Genomic DNA, 17,190 nt, shown 5'->3' with positions numbered 1-17,190 from the left:
ACCGACAGATGCTGGACATCGCCGAGGAGCTGAACCGGTGGGTCGAGCAGGGCCGTGACTTCGCCGTCGCCACCGTGGTGGCCGTCGGCGGCAGCGCTCCGCGCCAGCCCGGCGCCGCCCTCGCGGTGGACGCCGAGGGCACGGCCATCGGTTCGGTCTCCGGCGGGTGCGTGGAAGGGGCCGTGTACGAGCTGTGCCGGCAGGCGCTCCAGGACGGCGAGACCGTCCTGGAGCGCTTCGGGTACAGCGACGAGGACGCCTTCGCCGTCGGCCTGACCTGTGGCGGCATCATCGACGTCCTCGTCACGCCGGTCCGGGCGGACGGTCCCGCCCGGCCGGTGGTCGCCGCCGCGCTGGCCGCCGCCGCCCGTGGGGAGGCGGCGGCGGTCGCGCGGATCGTGGAGGGACCGGCACTGCTGCGGGGCCGGGCCCTCCTCGTGCGCCCCGACGGGTCGTACGACGGCGGCTTCGGGAGCCATCCCGAGCTGGACGGCACCGTCGCCGCCGAGGCCGGCGCCTTCCTGGACGCGGGCCGCACCGGCACCCTGGAGATCGGCGAGCAGGGCTCGCGCTGCGGCGCCCCGCTCACGGTCCTGGTCGAGACCTCCGTCCCCGCACCCCGGATGATCGTGTTCGGCGCGATCGACTTCGCCTCCGCACTGACCCGCGTCGGCAAGTTCCTCGGTTACCACGTCACGGTGTGCGACGCCCGCCCGGTGTTCGCGACGCGCACCCGCTTCCCGGAGGCCGACGAGATCGTCGTCGAGTGGCCCCACCGGTACCTGGAGCGCACCGAGACCGACGGCCGTACCGTCCTGTGCGTCCTCACCCACGACGTCAAGTTCGACGTCCCCCTGCTGAGGCTGGCGCTGCGGCTGCCGGTCGCCTACGTCGGCGCGATGGGCTCCCGCCGCACCCACCTGGAGCGCAACGAGCGGCTGCGGGAAGTCGGCGTCACCGAGCTGGAGCTGGCCCGGCTGCGCTCCCCGATCGGGCTCGACCTCGGGGCCCGTACGCCCGAGGAGACGGCCCTGTCGATCGGCGCCGAGATCGTCGCCGACCGGCGGGGCGGCAGCGGGGTTTCCCTCACCGGCGCGCACACCCCCATCCACCGCGAGACGGCGTCCCGGCCGGCGGCACGGTTCGGGTCGGTGGCCTGAACGCACGACGCGGTACCGACCCCGGGGGCCCCATCGCGCCGGGCCGCGGAGAGAGTCAGCCCCGCGCCCCTCACGGCGCCTACGACCGCCTAAGCAGGCGGTTGACCGCTCGGCCGAAGATCACGCGCGCCGCTCGTTCCAGTACGCCGTCGACGGCACGCGGCAGGAAACGCACCCGAAGCTCCTCCCGCCACACCACCCGGCTGCGACCTCCGGGCCCCGGCCCCACTTCGATCTCCGCCCAGCCCCGCACCACCCGGCCGCTCTTCTCCAGGCGGCACAGACCGGCCTCGCCGTCGGCGGGCGGGCGCCAGACCGTCACCTCCATGACGTCGTCGACGGCCAGCGGGCCGAGGCCCGAGCGGGCCACGAAGCGGGTGCCCACGCCGGTGGGCTCCGGAGTGAGCACCCGGACCCGGGTCAGCGGGACCGCGTCGGCGTGGCGGGGCCAGGTGGTGAGCCGGCGCCACGCCTCGTCGAGCGGGAGCGGGGCCGTGCGGGCGAAGGAGAAGGTCGGCACGGCACGATCGTAGGCAATGGCCGCCCGGCACCTGCGCGTTCGCCCCTGCCTCACCCGGCCGGACGAGCGGTCAGGGATGGTACACCTCGCCCGGTTCCGCCCTGCCGGGCGCCAGCAGCTGAGGCACCGTCACAAAGACGTAGCCGCGCTCCTTGAGCGCGTCGATGACGCCCGGCACGGCGGGTACGGTGCCCGGGTAGATGTCGTGCAGCAGGATGATCCCGTCGCGGGACGACTGGGCGAGGACGCGCCGGGTGATGAGCGCCGAGTCGCTGGTCGTGTAGTCCTTGGCGGTCACGCTCCACAGCACCTCCGCCAGGCCCTGCTCCTTGGCGATCCGGTGCACACGGGAGTCCGTACGGCCCTGCGGCGGGCGCATCAGCGTGGGCTTGCGCCCGGTCAGCCGCTCGATCGCCTCGTTCGGCCGCTTCAGCTCCTCGCGTATCTGCGCCTCCGGTATCCGCGTGAGGATCTTGTGGTCCCAGGTGTGGCTCGCGACCTCGTGGCCCTCGGCGGCCATCCGCTTGACCAGCTCCGGGTACTTCTCCATGTGGTTCTTGCCGAGCAGGAAGAAGGTGGCCGGGACCTTCTTCTCCTTGAGGATGTCGAGCAGCCGCGCCGAGTTCTCGCTCGGTCCGGCGTCGAAGGTGAGCGCGATGCACTTGGCCTCGCGGCAGTCGACGGTCCCGAACTTCGCCGGCGCCCCGTGCGCGGCCTCGGCCCGTACGGTGCTCGGTGCGGTCGTGTCGGCCTGGGCGCAGCCGGACAGCGTGAGCGCGAGGCCGAGGGCGGCCGACGCGAGCACGCCCGGACGGAACCTCCGGACGGTTGCGCGCGTCTTTCTGGTCGCGTGCTTCGGCGTCGGGAACGTGTCGGTCGAATGAGGCATGCGTGGACTATACACTCGGTGTATAGATCTGGTGTGCGAATGTCGTGCACCTGCCCGCGGATATCCGACCCGGTTGCCCTACCAGGAGCACCATGGAAGGAGAGGCACCGTGGAGGAGGACGAGCCATGCGCTTCCGGGACCGTGCCGAAGCCGGGCGGGAACTCGCCGGACTGCTGAGCGACCTGCGGGAACAGGGCGCCCTCACCGACCCCCTCGTCCTCGCCCTGCCGCGCGGCGGCATCGCCGTCGCCGAGCCCATCGCCCGCGCGCTCGGCGCCCCGCTCGACGTGCTCATCGTGCGCAAGATCGGCGCCCCGCACCACCAGGAGTTCGCCGTCGGGGCGCTGGTCGGGGACGACCCGCCCCTGTTCAACGCCGGGACCCTGGACCGGCTCGGCCTGACCGAGGAATCCATGGCCCCGGTGGTCGAGCGCGAGCGGAAGGAACTGCGCCGCCGTGAGGAGCGCTACCGCGGCGACCGCCCGGCTCCGGACCCGGCGGGCCGCACGGTGATCGTGGTCGACGACGGGCTCGCCACCGGCGCCACCGCCCGCGCGGCCCTGCGCCACGTCCGGCGCCGCCGGCCCGCGCACCTCGTCCTGGCCGTCCCCGTCGGCGCCCCGGACTCCCTCGACCGGCTCGCCGACGAGGCCGACACGATCCTGTGCCCGCACCGGCCGGCCGCGTTCACCGCCGTCGGGCAGTGGTACGAGGACTTCGAGCAGCTGACGGACGCGGAGGTGCTGGCCGCGCTGAGGCTGCGCCGGGCTTGAAGGGAGCCTGCGGTCCGGCGCCGTCGGGGGCATCGTCGTTGCCGGGTGCGGGTTCGTCGTGGCGTGTCGCGCGGGGCGGGACGACTCCCGGCGGTGCTCTACAGCCAGTCCCGCCGTTTGAAGACCACGTACAGCGCCGTGCACACCACGGCCATCAGGCCGATCGCGAAGGGATAGCCGAACGCCCAGTGCAGTTCGGGCATGCGCGCGAAGTTCATGCCGTAGATCGTGCCGACCAGGGTCGGAGCGAAGAGGATGGCCGCCCACGACGAGATCTTCTTGACCTCCTCGTTCTGCTCGAAACCCGCCTCCGCCAGGGCCCGCATCTCCGCGTTCTGCTGCTGCGTGACCAGTGTCGCGTTGACCGTGAGGATCTCGGTGAGGGCCTGCCGGAAGGCGTCGACGCGTTCGCTGATGTGGGTGACGTGGTCGGCGACGTCCCGCAGATAGCGCTGGAGTTCCTCGTCCGTCCCGTACTTGGCGAAGCCGGCCATCAGGGCGTGCAGCATGCCGACGAGCGGGCGGGTGGCGCGCTGGAACTCGACCATCTCGCGGGAGAGTTCGTAGATACGGCGGGACACCTCGGGGTCGCCGCGGAACACCTCGGTCTCGATCTCGTCGATGTCGTTCTGCACCCCGGAGACCACCGGGGCGTAGCCGTCGACGACGGCGTCGAGGATCGCGTAAAGGACCGCTTCCGGGCCGAGCTTGAGCAGGTCGGGGGTGTCCTCCATACGGCGGCGGGCCGCCGACAGGTCCGGGGCCGCGCCGTGCCGGACGGTGATGACGAAGTCCGGGCCGACGAACACGTGCAGCTCGCCGAAGTCGACCTCCTCCGGTGCGTCCAGATAGCGGGCGGCGCGCAGGACGACGAACAGGGTGTCGCCGTACCGTTCCAGCTTGGGCCGCTGGTGCGCCTCCATCGCGTCCTCCACCGCGAGGGGGTGCAGCCCGAACTCGGCGGCCAGCGACCGCAGATCGGCGCCGGTGGGGCGGGCCAGGCCGATCCAGGCCATGCCCGAGGGCTGCTCGCGCAGTTCGCGGTAGGTCTCGGCGAGCGTGGCGGGGGAGGAGACGCGGACGCCGTCGCGGTACAGCGCCGCCTGGACGATGCTCGCCGGCTCGGCGCCGTCCGCCGCGGGCGGGGCGGGTGCGGGCGCCTCGGCGACGGGAGGCTGGGGCGGGGTGAGGGCGCGGCGCCAAACGGATCTGCGCCCGCCGTTCCTGCCGCTTTCTCGCTCGGACATCGGACGCCTCTCCGTCGAGCCTGCGTACGCCTGATCACCCACCGGGGCCAGGACCCGGAGAAACCCGGGGCAGAGGAGAAGCAGGATATCCACGGCCCCGCGGCCGGCGCCCGGGTGAAACGCAGTCGTAGGCGCAGCTTGATGCAGAACGGGCGCAGCGGCCGCCGGGAGACACCACCACTCCCGCGCGGCTCCCGCTCAGTGCGCTCAGCCCCGCCCCGGACGCCGGCCCGGTTCGCCCGGCGTAGAGGCCCGTGTCGGCGCCCCTCTACAGTCAGCCCATGGAACTCCGTCAGCTCAGCTATTTCGTCGCCGTGGCCGAGGAGCTGCACTTCGGGCGGGCCGCCGAGCGGCTGCACATCGTGCAGTCGGCGGTCAGCCAGCAGATGCAGCGGCTGGAGCGGGAGCTGGGCGCCGAGCTGTTCGACCGCTCGCCGCGCCGGGTGCGGCTGACCGGGGCGGGCGAACGGCTGCTGCCCGAGGCACGGGCGGTGCTCGCGGCGGCGGAGAAGGCACGCGCCGCCGTGGCGGCACCCGCCGTGCTGCGCCTCGGCACCAGCACCGGGCTCGGCGCGCATCTGGACCGGGTGCTGGCCGCGTTCGCCGAGCGGGCGCCCGAAGTGCCGGTGGAGCTGATCTCCCTGCCGGCCGACGAACGGTTCGCCCGGGTAGCGGAGGGCCGGCTGGACGCCGCGTTCGTGCGTTCGGCCGAACCCCCGCCCGGCGTACGGGTGGTGCCGCTGTGGTCCGATCCGCTGGTGGCCGCGCTGCCGGCCACGCATCCGCTCGCGGCGCGGGACGAGATCGACCTCGCGGACCTCGCCGGACTGCCCCTCGCCCTGACCCCGCGCCGGAACAACCCCGCCCTGGTCGACCTGGTCGTCGGCGCCTGCCATGCGGCCGGGTTCGAGCCGGTGCCCGGACCGGCCGGGGGCACGCTGCACGACACCCTCGCCACCATCGGCGCCCGCCCCCTGTGGACGGTCGTCTACGCCTCACACGCGCGCGTGCTGGCCACGCCCAGGGTGGCGTACGTCGCCTTCCGCGCGCCCGGACTGGCCCTGGCGACCGGCCTCGCGGTGTCCGCCGCCGCCCCCTCCCCGCACCTGGAGAAACTGCTGTCGGCCTGCGGCGATCACCAGAGCTGATCACTGCGGTCGCGGACTGCTTCTTGGTCGCCGACGTGCGCCGCGATGGACTGGACCCACCGAAACGGAACACCGGTCAAAGGAGTTCAGTCATGCCGATCGTCACCATCCAGCAGGGTCCCCGCGATGTCGAGCTGAAGCGGGAGCTGGTCAAGCGGGTCACCGACGCCTTCGTCGACGCGTACCGGATCCCGGCGGAGACCGTGCAGGTGTGGATCCACGAGGTCCCGGCGGACAGCTGGGGCGCGGCCGGGAAGCTCACGGCCGACAAGTAGCCCCCGCGTTGCACGGGGGTGAACGTGGAGAGGGGGGCGTTGCGGGCCGCTCGTGGTGGCTCGCAACGCCCCCCTGGCATCTTCCCGAGGGGTGCTCGGGACGTCTGCGGGGCTAGGAGTGGACCTGCGCGGTCACCAGGTCCGCGAAGGTGGTCAGCCGGGTGTACACACCCGGGTAACCGGCCTCCGCGCACCCCTCGCCCCAGGAAGTGATCCCTGCCAGGACGCCCCCGATGAGCAGGGGACCGCCGCTGTCGCCCTGGCAGGTGTCTACGCCGCCGGAGCTGTATCCGGCGCACACCATGTCGGACTTGACGTAGTCCGAACCGTAGGAGGAACCGCAGCTGGAGTCGGACACGACCGGGACGGTCGCGGTCCGCAGCTGGTTGGAGGAGCTGCCGTTCTCCGAGGTGGTGCCCCAGCCGAGGATGCGGGCCTGGGTGCCGGCCGCGTACACGCTCGTCTGGGAGGAGGAGACGTACGAGGCCGGGGTGTACGGCATCGACGTCGACAGGGTCAGTACGGCCACGTCGTCGCCCTTGGTGGCGTCGGTGTAGTCCGGGTTGACCCAGATCTTGCTGACCTTGCTGACCGTGCCGTCGGTGCCGTTGAGAAAGGTCCGGCCGCCCACCACGCGGACGTTGCGCGCGGACTCGCCGGCCATGCAGTGCGCCGCCGTCACGACCTTGGTGGCGGCCACGAGCGTGCCGCCGCAGAACTGGTTGCCGGACGCGTCGGTGATCTGCATGACGAACGGGTACGCCGTCGTCGTGGTGGTCGTACCGCCGACGATGGGCTGCGGGGCGGCGCTCGCCGTGGGGGAGGCGAACAGCGCACTCGCCGCGGCGGCGGCGGTGACCACCGAAACCGCGGCGGTCTTTCTGGCACGTCTGGGCCCGAACATGAGTCTCCTCAGTGGGGGTTGCACCGGTGGGGGGTCGCACGGGTGGTGGAGCACGGGGTGGGGGCACCCCCTGCTCGGGCGTGGCCGAGAGCTGGGGGAGGGACCGACCCCGTGTGCCCGGGCGAGCGGCACGCCCACTACGCTAGGACCCGGAGCCCTCGGCTCCCAATGAGGGAACCCCCTAGGGGGTTGGGTGAGGGAAAACCCTCGGTCCGGTTCAGTTAACTAGGGCCGTGCTCGGCGCGCCCGCGAGCCGCCGCCAATCGGACGATGTCCACGCGCGAGCGGATCCCCAGCTTGCGGTAGACCCGGGTCAGGGTCGCCTCCACCGTCTTGACGCTGATGAACAGCCGGGCGGCGATCTCCCGGTTGGTGGCACCCTCCATCACCAGCGCGGCCACCTGACGCTCCATCGCGGCCAGCACCGCCAGCGCGTCCAGGGCGTCCGGCGCGGGAAGGGCCGGCTGCGGCTCGGGCGTGGTGAGGGACTCGTCCACCTGGCGCAGCCAGGGCAGCGCCCGGCAGCGGCGGAACAGCCGGGTGGCCTCGTCGTACGCCGTCGAGCCCGTGCTCGTCCGGGCCTTGGCGGAGCCCAGGCCCGGGGCGGGAACCCGGCCGTGCTCGGTGTTCGCGGCTTCCGCGCCGCCCAGCGGCTCCTGCCACGGGCGCGCCCCCTCGGCCGGGCGTCGTCTGCCCCGCAGCCGGGCCAGCGCGAACGCGGCCCGCGCCTCCTCCAGGCCGTAGCCGAGCTTGCCGAGCCGGTCCTGAGCGGACGTCAGCTGGGCCACCGCCGCCTCCACATCACCCTGCGCGGCCCGCACCAGGGCCTCGGAGCGGTCCAGGACGGCGAGGACGCTCTCCCGGCCGAGCCTGAGGGCGTGCTCGCGGCTCGCGTCGATGACGTGCTGCGCCTCGGCCGGTTCACCGATCCGGACCAGCGCCTCGGCGAGATCCCCCTGCCAGCGCCCGCGCGCCGGGTCGGTGATGCCGAGCCCCAGCTCCAGCGTCCGCACCCGGCGCAGCGAGCGGACCGTGCCCGCCGGGTCCCCGGCCACCAACTGGGCGTACCCGAGCGCGCCCAGCGCCCGGGAGAGGTACATCTGGTCGCCGTCCTCCTCGGCGTGCGCCACCGCCTCCCGGGCGAGGGCGAGAGCCCGGTCGACATCGCCGCCGGAGGCCTCCGCGAGCGAGGTGAGCATCGCCGAGGCGGTCTCGCCGATCCCCGAGTCCCGGGCCAGGCGCAGGCTCTCACGGGCCAGCTCCAGGGCGCGCCCGCAGTGCCCGGCGCGCAGTTCGGTCTCGGCGAGGCCGCGCAGGAAGTGCACCTCGGACTCCACCGAGCCGCGCCGGCGCACCTCGCGCAGCAGCGCGGTGACCGTCGCCCGGGCCTCGGCCAGCTGGTCCCCCATGACCAGCCAGCGGAACCGGGCGCTGGCCGCCCCGTTGTGGTGCCACGCCACCCTCGGATCCTGCGGCTCCCGCAGGGCACGCTGGATGGTCCGCGGCGCCTCCGGGTGGCCCATCAGGGTCTCGCTCTGCGCCTGGAAGGCCAGCGACAGCAGTTCGGTGCGCCGGTCCCTGCCGAGGGCGGCCAGCTCGGCGGCGTGCGCGGCGGCCTCACGCGCCCCGGTGAAGTCGCCCTCCACGATCAGCGTCCGCCAGGCCAGCTGGTAGTGCACCAGGGCCAGCAGCCGGGGGTCGTCGCCGGCGTCGGCGAGGGCCTGCGGGAAGACGGCGTCGACCTCGGCCATGGTGTGGCCGGCGCTGTCGATGACGATGATCCAGGCGCGGACCCGGTCGGCGGGCACCGTCGCCCGGGCCAGCACCTCCCGGGCGATGTCCCGGGCCAGGTCGATCTCCCCCGCGGTGATCGCGTCCTCGGCGGCCTGCAGCCGGCGCTCCTCCTGACTGGGCGTCCCGTCGGCGGGCGTGTGCCGGGCGGCCAGCAGCCCCAGGTGGGCGGCGACCGAGGGGGCACCGCGGTCCCGGGCCAGGGCGGCGGCCTCGGCGAGCCGGGCGGCGACCTCCGGATCGGTGCCGGTGGTGGCGAGGGCCAGATGCCGGGCCCGTTCGATCGGGTCGGAGGCGGCCGTGGACAGGGCCGCGTGCGCGGCGCGCCGCTCGTGCGCGGGCGCCTCCGCGTACAGCGCGGCCGATATCAGCGGGTGCGCGAACCGTACGGCCGGGGCGTCCGGCTCGGTGGCCAGCAGCCCGAGTTCGGCGGCCTGGGCGCACTCGGCCTCGGCGTTGGTCCGGCCGGCCGCGTGCAGCAGCGCCGGAGTGGGCCGGGCACCGGCGCTGGCCACCAGCAGGGTGCGGCGGGCCTCGACGGAGAGCATGTCCAGGCGGCTGAGCACCAGGGCGCGCAGGCTGGTCGGCACCGGCAGCGGCTCGCCCGGCCGGGGCGGCGTGGGGCTGTCGGCGAGGGCGCGGCCGAGCTCCAGGGCGAACAGCGGGTTGCCGCCGCTGGTGCGGTGGATCTCGCGGACCGTGGAGCGGGGCAGGGCGCCGTGGCCGCGGTGGTCCAGCAGCTGGGCGACCTGGCTGCGGGAGAGCGGACCGAGCCGGACCGCGAGGGTGCCCGGCGGGCAGGACCGCAGATGCCCGTCGTACTCCCGGCTCTCCTGACCCTCGGTGCGCACCGCGCACAGCAGCTGCACCGGGGTGCCCTCCAGACGCCGGGCGGCGAAGCCGAGCAGCTCGGCGCTGGCCGGGTCCAGCCACTGCAGGTCGTCGGCGACGACGAGGACACCGCCCCGCGCGGCCAGCGCGCGCAGCGCGGAGAGCACCGCGAGGCGCAGGGCGAGACCGTCGCGCTGCAGGCTGGACTCGCCGCGGCCGGTGAGCGCCGACTCCAGGGCCGTGCGCTGGGCGACGGGCAGCCGGGGGGAGACGTCGTCGAGGACCAGGCCGAACAGGTCGGCGAGGGCCAGGAAGGGAAGATGGGATTCGGACTCGGTGGCGGAGCAGCGCAGGACGGTGCGGGCGGTGGCGCCGTATTCCTCGGCCAATGCCCGCAGGACGGTGGATTTCCCTATTCCGGCGGGACCGTGGAGCAGCACACTGCCGCCCGAGGCGAGTTGCTCACGGGCGCCGGCGAACAGGTCCTCGCGGCCGATGACCAGGTCGGAGCGGCACCTGGCAGGCTCCTGGAAGTCCCGTCGCACGGTCACCGCTCCCCTCGTGTGTCGTGTCCGGGCCAATGCTAGGCAACGATGCTGGAAATTCGGACGGAAGCTGTGGTGAGGGAAATAACAGAAGGTAAGCACAAGGAAATTCAAGGCGTCTGCGCTTGAATGGACAGGTTTCCTCACCGCCTCGCATCACGGCAGCAGCCCCGCCCTGCGCGCCGCGGTCACCGCCTCCCCTCGGGTGTGTGCGCCCAGCTTCCGCATCGCCGAGCGCAGATAGCCCTTGACCGTCTCCGGGCGCAGGCCCAGCCGCTCGGCCACCGCCGCGTTCGTCGCCCCCGCCGCCACCCAGGACAGCACGTCCAGTTCGCGCGGCGCCAGAGTCGTGCCCCCGGCCGTCCGCGGCGCGGCCAGCAGCCCGCACGCGGCCAGCAGCTCCGCCCGCAGCTCCGGATCGGCGATCCGCGGCGCGAGCGCGCGCAGCGCCGCGTGCGCCTCGCGCACCTGCTCCCGGACGGCACCCCGCCCGGCGCCGGCGGGCTCCGGCCGGGCCGCCGCCAGCAGCCCCCGCGCCTCGTCCCGCACCACCAGCGCCTGCTCCACGTCCCGCGCCACGGCCATCACCGCGCCCAGCGTGCGGTCACCGAGCGGCTGGGCCGAGCGCAGCGCGCCGTAGAGCACCCCGCGCACCCGGCGCCGCACCACCACCGGCACGGCGACGACCGAGCGGATGCCCTCCGCGGCCACCGGGACGTCGTACTCATGGCTGATCTGCCGGGAACTGGAGTAGTCCGTCACCGCGCACGGCCGGGCGAGCGCCACCGCCTTGCCGCCGAGCCCGTTGCCGGAGGTCACCGCGAGCGAGCGCAGGGCGTCCGTCGTCGTGCCGCTCAGCTCGCTGATCCGGATCTGCGGCCGGCCGGAATCGACAAGGCCGCCGAAGGCAACGGGAAGTCGGGTCACCCGCCGCAGCCGGGCCAGCGCGCCGCCGATCTCCACCGTCCCCGCCGCGTCTGCCGTCACCTGTCCGCTCCTTCTGGCACCCCCACCCCCGTTCGGGGGTAGTGAGACCTGCATCACGGATTAGACGATGCCAGAGAGCCGCCCGGCAATGGTCCGGCACGCAAGGAGGACACGATGACGACGGCGACGGAGCTGTTCCGCAGCGCCCGGGACTTTCTGCTGGCGCACCGCGAGGACTACGCCACCGCCTACGACGGCTTCGCCTGGCCCCGGCCACAGCACTTCAACTGGGCGCTGGACTGGTTCGACGTGATCGCCGCCGGGAACGAGAGGACCGCGCTGCACATCGTCGAGGAGGACGGCGGCGAGACGCGGCTGTCCTTTGCGGAGATGTCCGAACGGTCGAACCGGGTCGCCCGGTGGCTGCACGAGCGGGGCGTCGCCGCGGAGGACCGGATCCTCGTCATGCTCGGCAACCAGGCCGAACTGTGGGAGACCGCGCTGGCCGCGATGAAGCTGCGCGCGGTGGTCATCCCGGCCACCCCGCTGCTCGGCCCCGCCGACCTGCGCGACCGCGTGGAGCGGGGCCGGGTGAAACATGTGATCGTGCGGGCCGAGGACACCGCCAAGTTCGCCGACGTGCCCGGCGCCTACACCCGGATCGCCGTCGGCGGGCTGCCCGAGGAGGGCTGGGAGCCCTACGAGGACGCGTACACCGCCCCCGCCGAGTTCCTCCCCGACGGCCCCACCCTGGCCGACGACCCGCTGATGCTCTACTTCACCTCCGGTACGACCGCCCGCCCCAAGCTCGTCGAGCACACCCACACCTCCTACCCCATCGGGCACCTGGCGACCATGTACTGGATCGGGCTCCGGCCCGGCGACGTCCACCTGAACATCTCCTCGCCCGGCTGGGCCAAGCACGCCTGGTCCAACCTGTTCGCGCCGTGGAACGCCGAGGCGACCGTCTTCCTCTTCAACTACACCCGCTTCGACGCTGCCCGGCTGATGGCCGAGATGGACCGGGCCGAGGTCACCACCTTCTGCGCACCGCCGACCGTGTGGCGCATGCTCATCCAGGCCGACCTGAGCCAGCTGCGCACCCCGCCCCGCGAGGTCGTCGCCGCCGGCGAGCCGCTCAACCCCGAGGTCATCGAACAGGTCCGGCGGGCGTGGGGGGTCACCATCCGGGACGGCTTCGGGCAGACCGAGACCGCCGTACAGGTCTCCAACAGCCCCGGCCAGGTGCTGAAGACAGGCTCCATGGGCCGCCCGAGCCCCGGCTATCGCGTGGAACTCCTCGACCCGGTCTCCGGCGCGCCCGGCGCCGTCGAGGGCGAGATCGCCCTCGACCTGTCCGAACGCCCGGTCGGCCTGATGACCGGCTACCACGGCGACCCGGACCGCACGGCGGAGGCGATGGCGGGCGGGTACTACCGCACCGGGGACATCGGACGCCGAGACGAAGACGGATATGTCTTTTATGTCGGTCGGGCTGACGACGTGTTCAAAGCCAGTGACTACAAGATCAGCCCGTTCGAGCTGGAGAGCGCACTGCTGGAGCACGAGGCGGTGGCCGAGGCCGCCGTCGTGCCCGCCCCGGACGAGCTGCGGCTCGCCGTACCGAAGGCCTACGTCGTCCTCGCCGAGGGCTTCGAGCCCGGCCCCGACACCGCGAAGGTCGTCTTCGAGCACTCCCGCCAGGTACTCGCCCCCTACAAGCGCATCCGCCGGCTGGAGTTCGGCCCGCTGCCCAAGACCGTCTCCGGCAAGATCCGCCGGATCGAACTGCGCGAGGCGACGGCCCAGGGCTCGGACAACGAGTACCGCGAGGAGGACTTCCGGTGACCACTGAGCTGTCGTACACGCACGGAACCGGTTCCACCGCCCTGCTCGGCGACACCATCGGCGCCAGCCTCGACCGGGCCGTCGCCGCCTGGCCCGACCGCGAGGCACTGGTCGACGTGGTGTCGGGGCGGCGCTGGACCTACGCCGAATTCGGCGCCGCGGTCGAGGAACTGGCGCAGGCGCTGGTCGCGACCGGGATCGCCAAGGGCGACCGGGTGGGCATCTGGGCGGTCAACTGCCCGGAGTGGGTCCTGGTCCAGTACGCCACCGCCCGCATCGGCGCGATCATGGTGAACATCAACCCGGCCTACCGCACCCACGAGGTCGAGTACGTGCTCGGCCAGGCCGGGGTTTCGCTGCTGTTCTCCTCCCTGAGCCACAAGACCAGCGACTACCGGGCGATGGTCGAGCAAGTGCGGGGCCGATGCCCCGCATTGCGCGAGGTCGTGTACATCGGCGACCCGAGCTGGGAGGCGCTCCTCGGTCGGGGCACCGGTGACGCCCCGTACGAGGAACTGTCCTGCGACGACCCGATCAACATCCAGTACACCTCGGGCACCACCGGTTTCCCGAAGGGCGCCACCCTCTCCCACCACAACATCCTCAACAACGGTTACTTCGTGGGGGAGTTGATCGCCTACAGCGAGCAGGACAGAATCTGCATCCCCGTCCCCTTCTACCACTGCTTCGGCATGGTGATGGGCAATCTGGCCGCCACCTCGCACGGCGCCTGCATGGTGATCCCGGCTCCGTCCTTCGAGCCGAGGGCCACCCTGGAAGCGGTGCAGCAGGAGCGCTGTACGTCCCTGTACGGCGTGCCGACGATGTTCATCGCGGAGCTGAACCTCCCGGACTTCGCGACGTACGACCTCTCCTCGCTGCGCACCGGCATCATGGCGGGCTCGCCGTGCCCGGTGGAGGTGATGAAACGGGTCGTCTCCGAGATGCACATGGAGGAGGTCTCCATCTGCTACGGCATGACCGAGACGTCACCGGTGTCGCTGCAGACCCGCAGGGACGACGACCTGGAGCACCGCACCGGCACCGTCGGCCGCGTCCTGCCGCACCTGGAGGTCAAGATCGTCGACCCGGCCACCGGAGTCACCCGGCCGCGCGGCACGGCAGGGGAGCTGTGCACCCGCGGCTACAGCGTGATGCTCGGCTACTGGAACGAGCCGGAGAAGACCGCCGAAGCCGTCGACGCGGGCCGCTGGATGCACACCGGTGACCTGGCGGTGATGCGCGAGGACGGGTACGTCGAGATCGTCGGCCGCATCAAGGACATGATCATCCGGGGCGGCGAGAACATCTACCCGCGCGAGATCGAGGAGTTCCTCTACGCCCACCCGAAGATCAGGGACGTCCAGGTCGTCGGGGTGCCGCACGAGACGTACGGCGAGGAAGTGCTCGCCTGTGTCATCCCGCACGACACCGCCGACCCGCTCACCCTGGAGGAGCTGCGCGCCTTCTGCCAGGGCCGGCTCGCGCACTACAAGATCCCCAGCAGGCTCCAGATCCTCGACTCCTTCCCGATGACGGTGTCCGGAAAGGTGCGCAAGGTCGAACTGCGGGAGAAGTACGAGGTGTGAAACGGCCGCGAGCGAGCATCCGGTAGATGCTCGGGGACGGGTCCCGGAGGAGCGCGCTGTCGGCGGCACACTCGACCGGGACCCGTCGACGGTCCGTGACCGGCCGTCGGGGCCCGGTTCAGCGCGCCCCGTCGGGCATGCGCAGGGTGGTGAGGTAGCCGACCGCCGCGTCCACCGTGACGGGGCTGTTCAGCCAGGCCGTGTGGCCGTCACCGTCCCAGCGCAGCAGCCTGCTCGACGGCAGTGCGCGCCGCACCCCGTCGGCGAACGCCGGGGGTGTCGCCACGTCGTGCGTGCCGGAGAGCAGGAGCACCGCCGGGAAGTGCGCGGGCACCCGCCACGCGTGCGGCGTCCAGGCGGATCCCACCGGCCAGCCCGCGCAGCCGCTGGCGATGTCCCAGAACTCGGAGTAGCCGCGCAGAGCGGGGCCGGCGGCACGCATCACGGGCACCGCGGCCGGCAGCGCGGCGCCGGGATCCTCGGGGCCGGGCACGTCCTGGCAGACGATCGAGCGGTACAGACCGTACTCACCGGTGTGGCCAGGAGTGAGGAAGACGAGCGGTGCCATGTCCCCGTCGGCGTCCGCCCTGTCGAGTGCGGTGGCCAGCGGTGCGTACAGCGACGGCGACTGGAGACCGGCGTTCACCGCCTGAGCGATCTCCTCCGCGCGCACCGGCCGGCCGCCGTCCTTGATCCCGCCGTGGTCGGCGCGACGCAGCAGCGAGGCCAGGAAACCGGTGACGTCCCGGCCGTGCAGCGCACTGCGGTCGTCCCGGTCCGACCAGCGGGCGAACCTGCGGACACCGTCCTGTACGGCGGCCGCGTCGACGAGCGCCAGCCGCCGCCAGGACAGCGACCGGTCGACCACGCCGTCCAGCACCATCGCACGCACCCGCGAAGGGAACCGCTCGGCGTAGCTCTGCGCCACCATGGTGCCGTAGGACACCCCGAGGAAGCTGATCCTCGACTCGCCCAGCGCCGTGCGTACCGTGTCCATGTCCCGGGCGACGCTTGCGGTGTCCAGGTGCGGGAACACCGGTCCGCCCCGCCGGGCACAGACGGTTCCCATCCGCCGGTTGCTGGTGACCAGTGCGGCGGCGGCCGGCCGGTCGGCGGGGAACCTGCTCACCGTGTGGTCGACCGGCAACGGGCAGTTCAGCGGCGGATTGACGCCGGTGCCACGCGGCTCCACGGCGACGATGTCGAAGCGGTCGCGCAGGGCCTCGGGGAAGTACTGCCCGCGGGCCTGCCGGGAGAGCAGATAGCCGACCTCCCCCTCGCCCGGACCACCGGGATTGAACATGAGCGTGCCGAGACGGTGCTCCGGGTCGGCTGCCGGCAGCCGTGCGACCGCGACGGTGGTCCGGGCGGACGCGGCGGGCCGGGACCAGTCGAGCGGTACGGAGACCTGTCCGCACCGCACCGCGTCGGTACGGACGGCCCCCTGGCAGCGCTGCCAGTCGATGCGCGGCGCGGTCGGCGCCGACGCGTGCGCGGGGACGCCGAGCACCATCGTGGCGAGTACGGACGCCGCGACCGCGGTCACCCTCCTGCGGCGTAAACGCATGTCTTTCCTCTCCTTGCCTGATGTTCGACCTGCACGTTAGGCAGCCGCGCGGGGCCGGCGCATCGACCCGCCGGTGGAGAGAACCCGCCGCCCTCGTCCGACCTGAGGCCGATCCGTTCGCGGTGGCAGGGCGGCCCCGGGGACGGTCAGCCGCGCCGGTCCCGGGGCCGGGGGCCCGGTTCCGGTGCTCCCTCGGCGCTCAGCGTGTCGGCGTGGTCGTTCATCGGCTGCGGGACGCCCGCGAGGTCCAGGACGAACAGGGGGATGCCCAGGGAGTCCGCGCGGGTCCGGGCGTCGTCGGTGTATCCGGCGAGGGTGAAGTACACACAGTCCGCGGACTCCGTCATCGCCGTCAGCCACAGGCACTCCACGTCCCGTGGCGCCGCCGGGCGCACGGTCGGGTCCACCTGTGCGAGAAGTCCGTGGGCGGCGAGCCCGATGCCGTTCGGGGGCCGCTGGTCGGCGCGGCGGATGTCACGGTAGCCGAGCCAGCGCAGGTAGAGCGCGGCGACCGTGACGGCGTCACGCGCGGTGCGGATGGCGCGCGGCTGGAAGGCGGGGCGGCAGGGGGAGCCATCGGGCCGGCTCACCGGCGACGGGATACCGGCGTCTGCCGATGGGATGCCGCCGTCCGCCGACGGCATACCGTTGTCTGTCGACTGCATACCGCCGTCTGCCGACGGTGTGCCACTGTCTGTCGACGGTGTGCCGGCCGCCGTCGGTGGCATGTCGCCGCTCGTCGACGGCATACCGCTGTCCGTCGACGGCATACCGCCGCCCGGCGGAGGTGTCCTGGCCACCGGAATGCGCAGCACCGTGCCGCACGAGCAGCCCAGTTCCGGGTGCGGCCACTGGCTCCGGCGCCCGCAGGCCGCACACGGCACCGCGATCCACTCGTCGTCCCAGGCGCGGTGCGCCGCCACGACCGGTTCGGCGGTCGGATCCAGCCGTGGGGCGGTGGGGGCGCCGCACGCACACGGATACACCGGTGCGGTGTAGACGTGCTCGCGCCGGCAGGCCGGGCAGCGCACCGGCACGCTCTCGGGCATGGCCCACTCCCAGGCGTCGCGTCGGGACAGCGGACCCATCGTCCTCCTGTCACCCGCTGCTTGTCCGCCGCTTGCCAGGTCTTTCCGTCTCTTGACGACATTCGTCCACCCCCCTACATTACTTCC

The 17,190-nt window shown here is 73.1% G+C and carries 14 protein-coding genes; 6 read left to right on the top strand and 8 right to left on the bottom strand.

Annotated features, from left to right (window positions below; translation table 11 throughout):
- The first annotated feature begins 8 nt into the window (after positions 1-8).
- The gene (locus ACZ41I_RS12695) at positions 9-1,160 is read left to right on the top strand and encodes an XdhC family protein (protein ID WP_399772906.1); all 1,152 of its coding nucleotides are present in this window, start codon (positions 9-11) and stop codon (positions 1,158-1,160) included.
- A gap of 79 nt (positions 1,161-1,239) precedes the next feature.
- Here ACZ41I_RS12695 and ACZ41I_RS12690 read toward each other — a convergent pair whose 3' ends face one another.
- Complete coding sequence (locus ACZ41I_RS12690) at positions 1,240-1,680, bottom strand: SRPBCC family protein (RefSeq protein ID WP_363219311.1); 441 nt, start codon at positions 1,678-1,680, stop codon at positions 1,240-1,242.
- Positions 1,681-1,750: 70 nt separating this feature from the next.
- Positions 1,751-2,569, bottom strand: coding sequence for a polysaccharide deacetylase family protein (locus ACZ41I_RS12685; protein WP_399772909.1), 819 nt, complete (start codon positions 2,567-2,569; stop codon positions 1,751-1,753).
- 126 nt (positions 2,570-2,695) lie between these two features.
- Here ACZ41I_RS12685 and ACZ41I_RS12680 point away from each other — a divergent pair, with 126 nt between their 5' ends.
- Entirely contained in the window at positions 2,696-3,343 is a 648-nt protein-coding gene (locus ACZ41I_RS12680) for a phosphoribosyltransferase (RefSeq protein ID WP_399772912.1), read from the top strand.
- 98 nt (positions 3,344-3,441) lie between these two features.
- Here ACZ41I_RS12680 and ACZ41I_RS12675 read toward each other — a convergent pair whose 3' ends face one another.
- Entirely contained in the window at positions 3,442-4,590 is a 1,149-nt protein-coding gene (locus tag ACZ41I_RS12675; RefSeq protein WP_363219308.1) for a magnesium and cobalt transport protein CorA, read from the bottom strand.
- Positions 4,591-4,871: 281 nt separating this feature from the next.
- On the opposite strand from ACZ41I_RS12675, the gene ACZ41I_RS12670 reads away from it, so the two are divergent.
- Together ACZ41I_RS12670 and dmpI are read left to right on the top strand one after the other, a co-directional pair.
- On the top strand, positions 4,872-5,738 hold the full coding sequence (locus ACZ41I_RS12670) for a LysR family transcriptional regulator (protein ID WP_468514036.1): 867 nt from the start codon (positions 4,872-4,874) through the stop codon (positions 5,736-5,738).
- A gap of 92 nt (positions 5,739-5,830) precedes the next feature.
- Complete coding sequence (gene dmpI / locus ACZ41I_RS12665; RefSeq protein WP_076090755.1) at positions 5,831-6,013, top strand: 4-oxalocrotonate tautomerase DmpI; 183 nt, start codon at positions 5,831-5,833, stop codon at positions 6,011-6,013.
- 112 nt (positions 6,014-6,125) lie between these two features.
- Here dmpI and ACZ41I_RS12660 read toward each other — a convergent pair whose 3' ends face one another.
- From ACZ41I_RS12660 to ACZ41I_RS12650, 3 genes are all read right to left on the bottom strand, one after another.
- Entirely contained in the window at positions 6,126-6,917 is a 792-nt protein-coding gene (locus ACZ41I_RS12660; protein WP_468322890.1) for a S1 family peptidase, read from the bottom strand.
- A gap of 221 nt (positions 6,918-7,138) precedes the next feature.
- On the bottom strand, positions 7,139-10,090 hold the full coding sequence (locus tag ACZ41I_RS12655; RefSeq protein ID WP_468514035.1) for a helix-turn-helix transcriptional regulator: 2,952 nt from the start codon (positions 10,088-10,090) through the stop codon (positions 7,139-7,141).
- A 150-nt stretch (positions 10,091-10,240) separates the two neighbouring features.
- The gene (locus tag ACZ41I_RS12650) at positions 10,241-11,071 is read right to left on the bottom strand and encodes a helix-turn-helix transcriptional regulator (RefSeq protein ID WP_468514034.1); all 831 of its coding nucleotides are present in this window, start codon (positions 11,069-11,071) and stop codon (positions 10,241-10,243) included.
- A 114-nt stretch (positions 11,072-11,185) separates the two neighbouring features.
- On the opposite strand from ACZ41I_RS12650, the gene ACZ41I_RS12645 reads away from it, so the two are divergent.
- Complete coding sequence (locus ACZ41I_RS12645; RefSeq protein ID WP_363219303.1) at positions 11,186-12,859, top strand: AMP-binding protein; 1,674 nt, start codon at positions 11,186-11,188, stop codon at positions 12,857-12,859.
- On the top strand, positions 12,856-14,448 hold the full coding sequence (locus ACZ41I_RS12640; RefSeq protein WP_363219302.1) for an AMP-binding protein: 1,593 nt from the start codon (positions 12,856-12,858) through the stop codon (positions 14,446-14,448). The genes ACZ41I_RS12645 and ACZ41I_RS12640 overlap by 4 nt, the downstream gene beginning before the upstream one ends.
- Before the next feature lie 118 nt (positions 14,449-14,566).
- Here ACZ41I_RS12640 and ACZ41I_RS12635 read toward each other — a convergent pair whose 3' ends face one another.
- Positions 14,567-16,015 (bottom strand): alpha/beta hydrolase, encoded by a 1,449-nt coding sequence (locus tag ACZ41I_RS12635; RefSeq protein ID WP_468514033.1) that lies wholly within the window; start codon positions 16,013-16,015, stop codon positions 14,567-14,569.
- 146 nt (positions 16,016-16,161) lie between these two features.
- A complete protein-coding gene (locus ACZ41I_RS12630) occupies positions 16,162-16,938 on the bottom strand; it encodes a hypothetical protein (RefSeq protein ID WP_468514099.1) in 777 nt (258 codons plus the stop codon).
- Positions 16,939-17,190: the final 252 nt, after the last annotated feature.

This window comes from Streptomyces sp. NPDC030799 (genome assembly GCF_055572255.1).
Note: the sequence above shows the minus strand (reverse complement) of the source record. Positions and strands in the feature narration are given on the sequence as shown.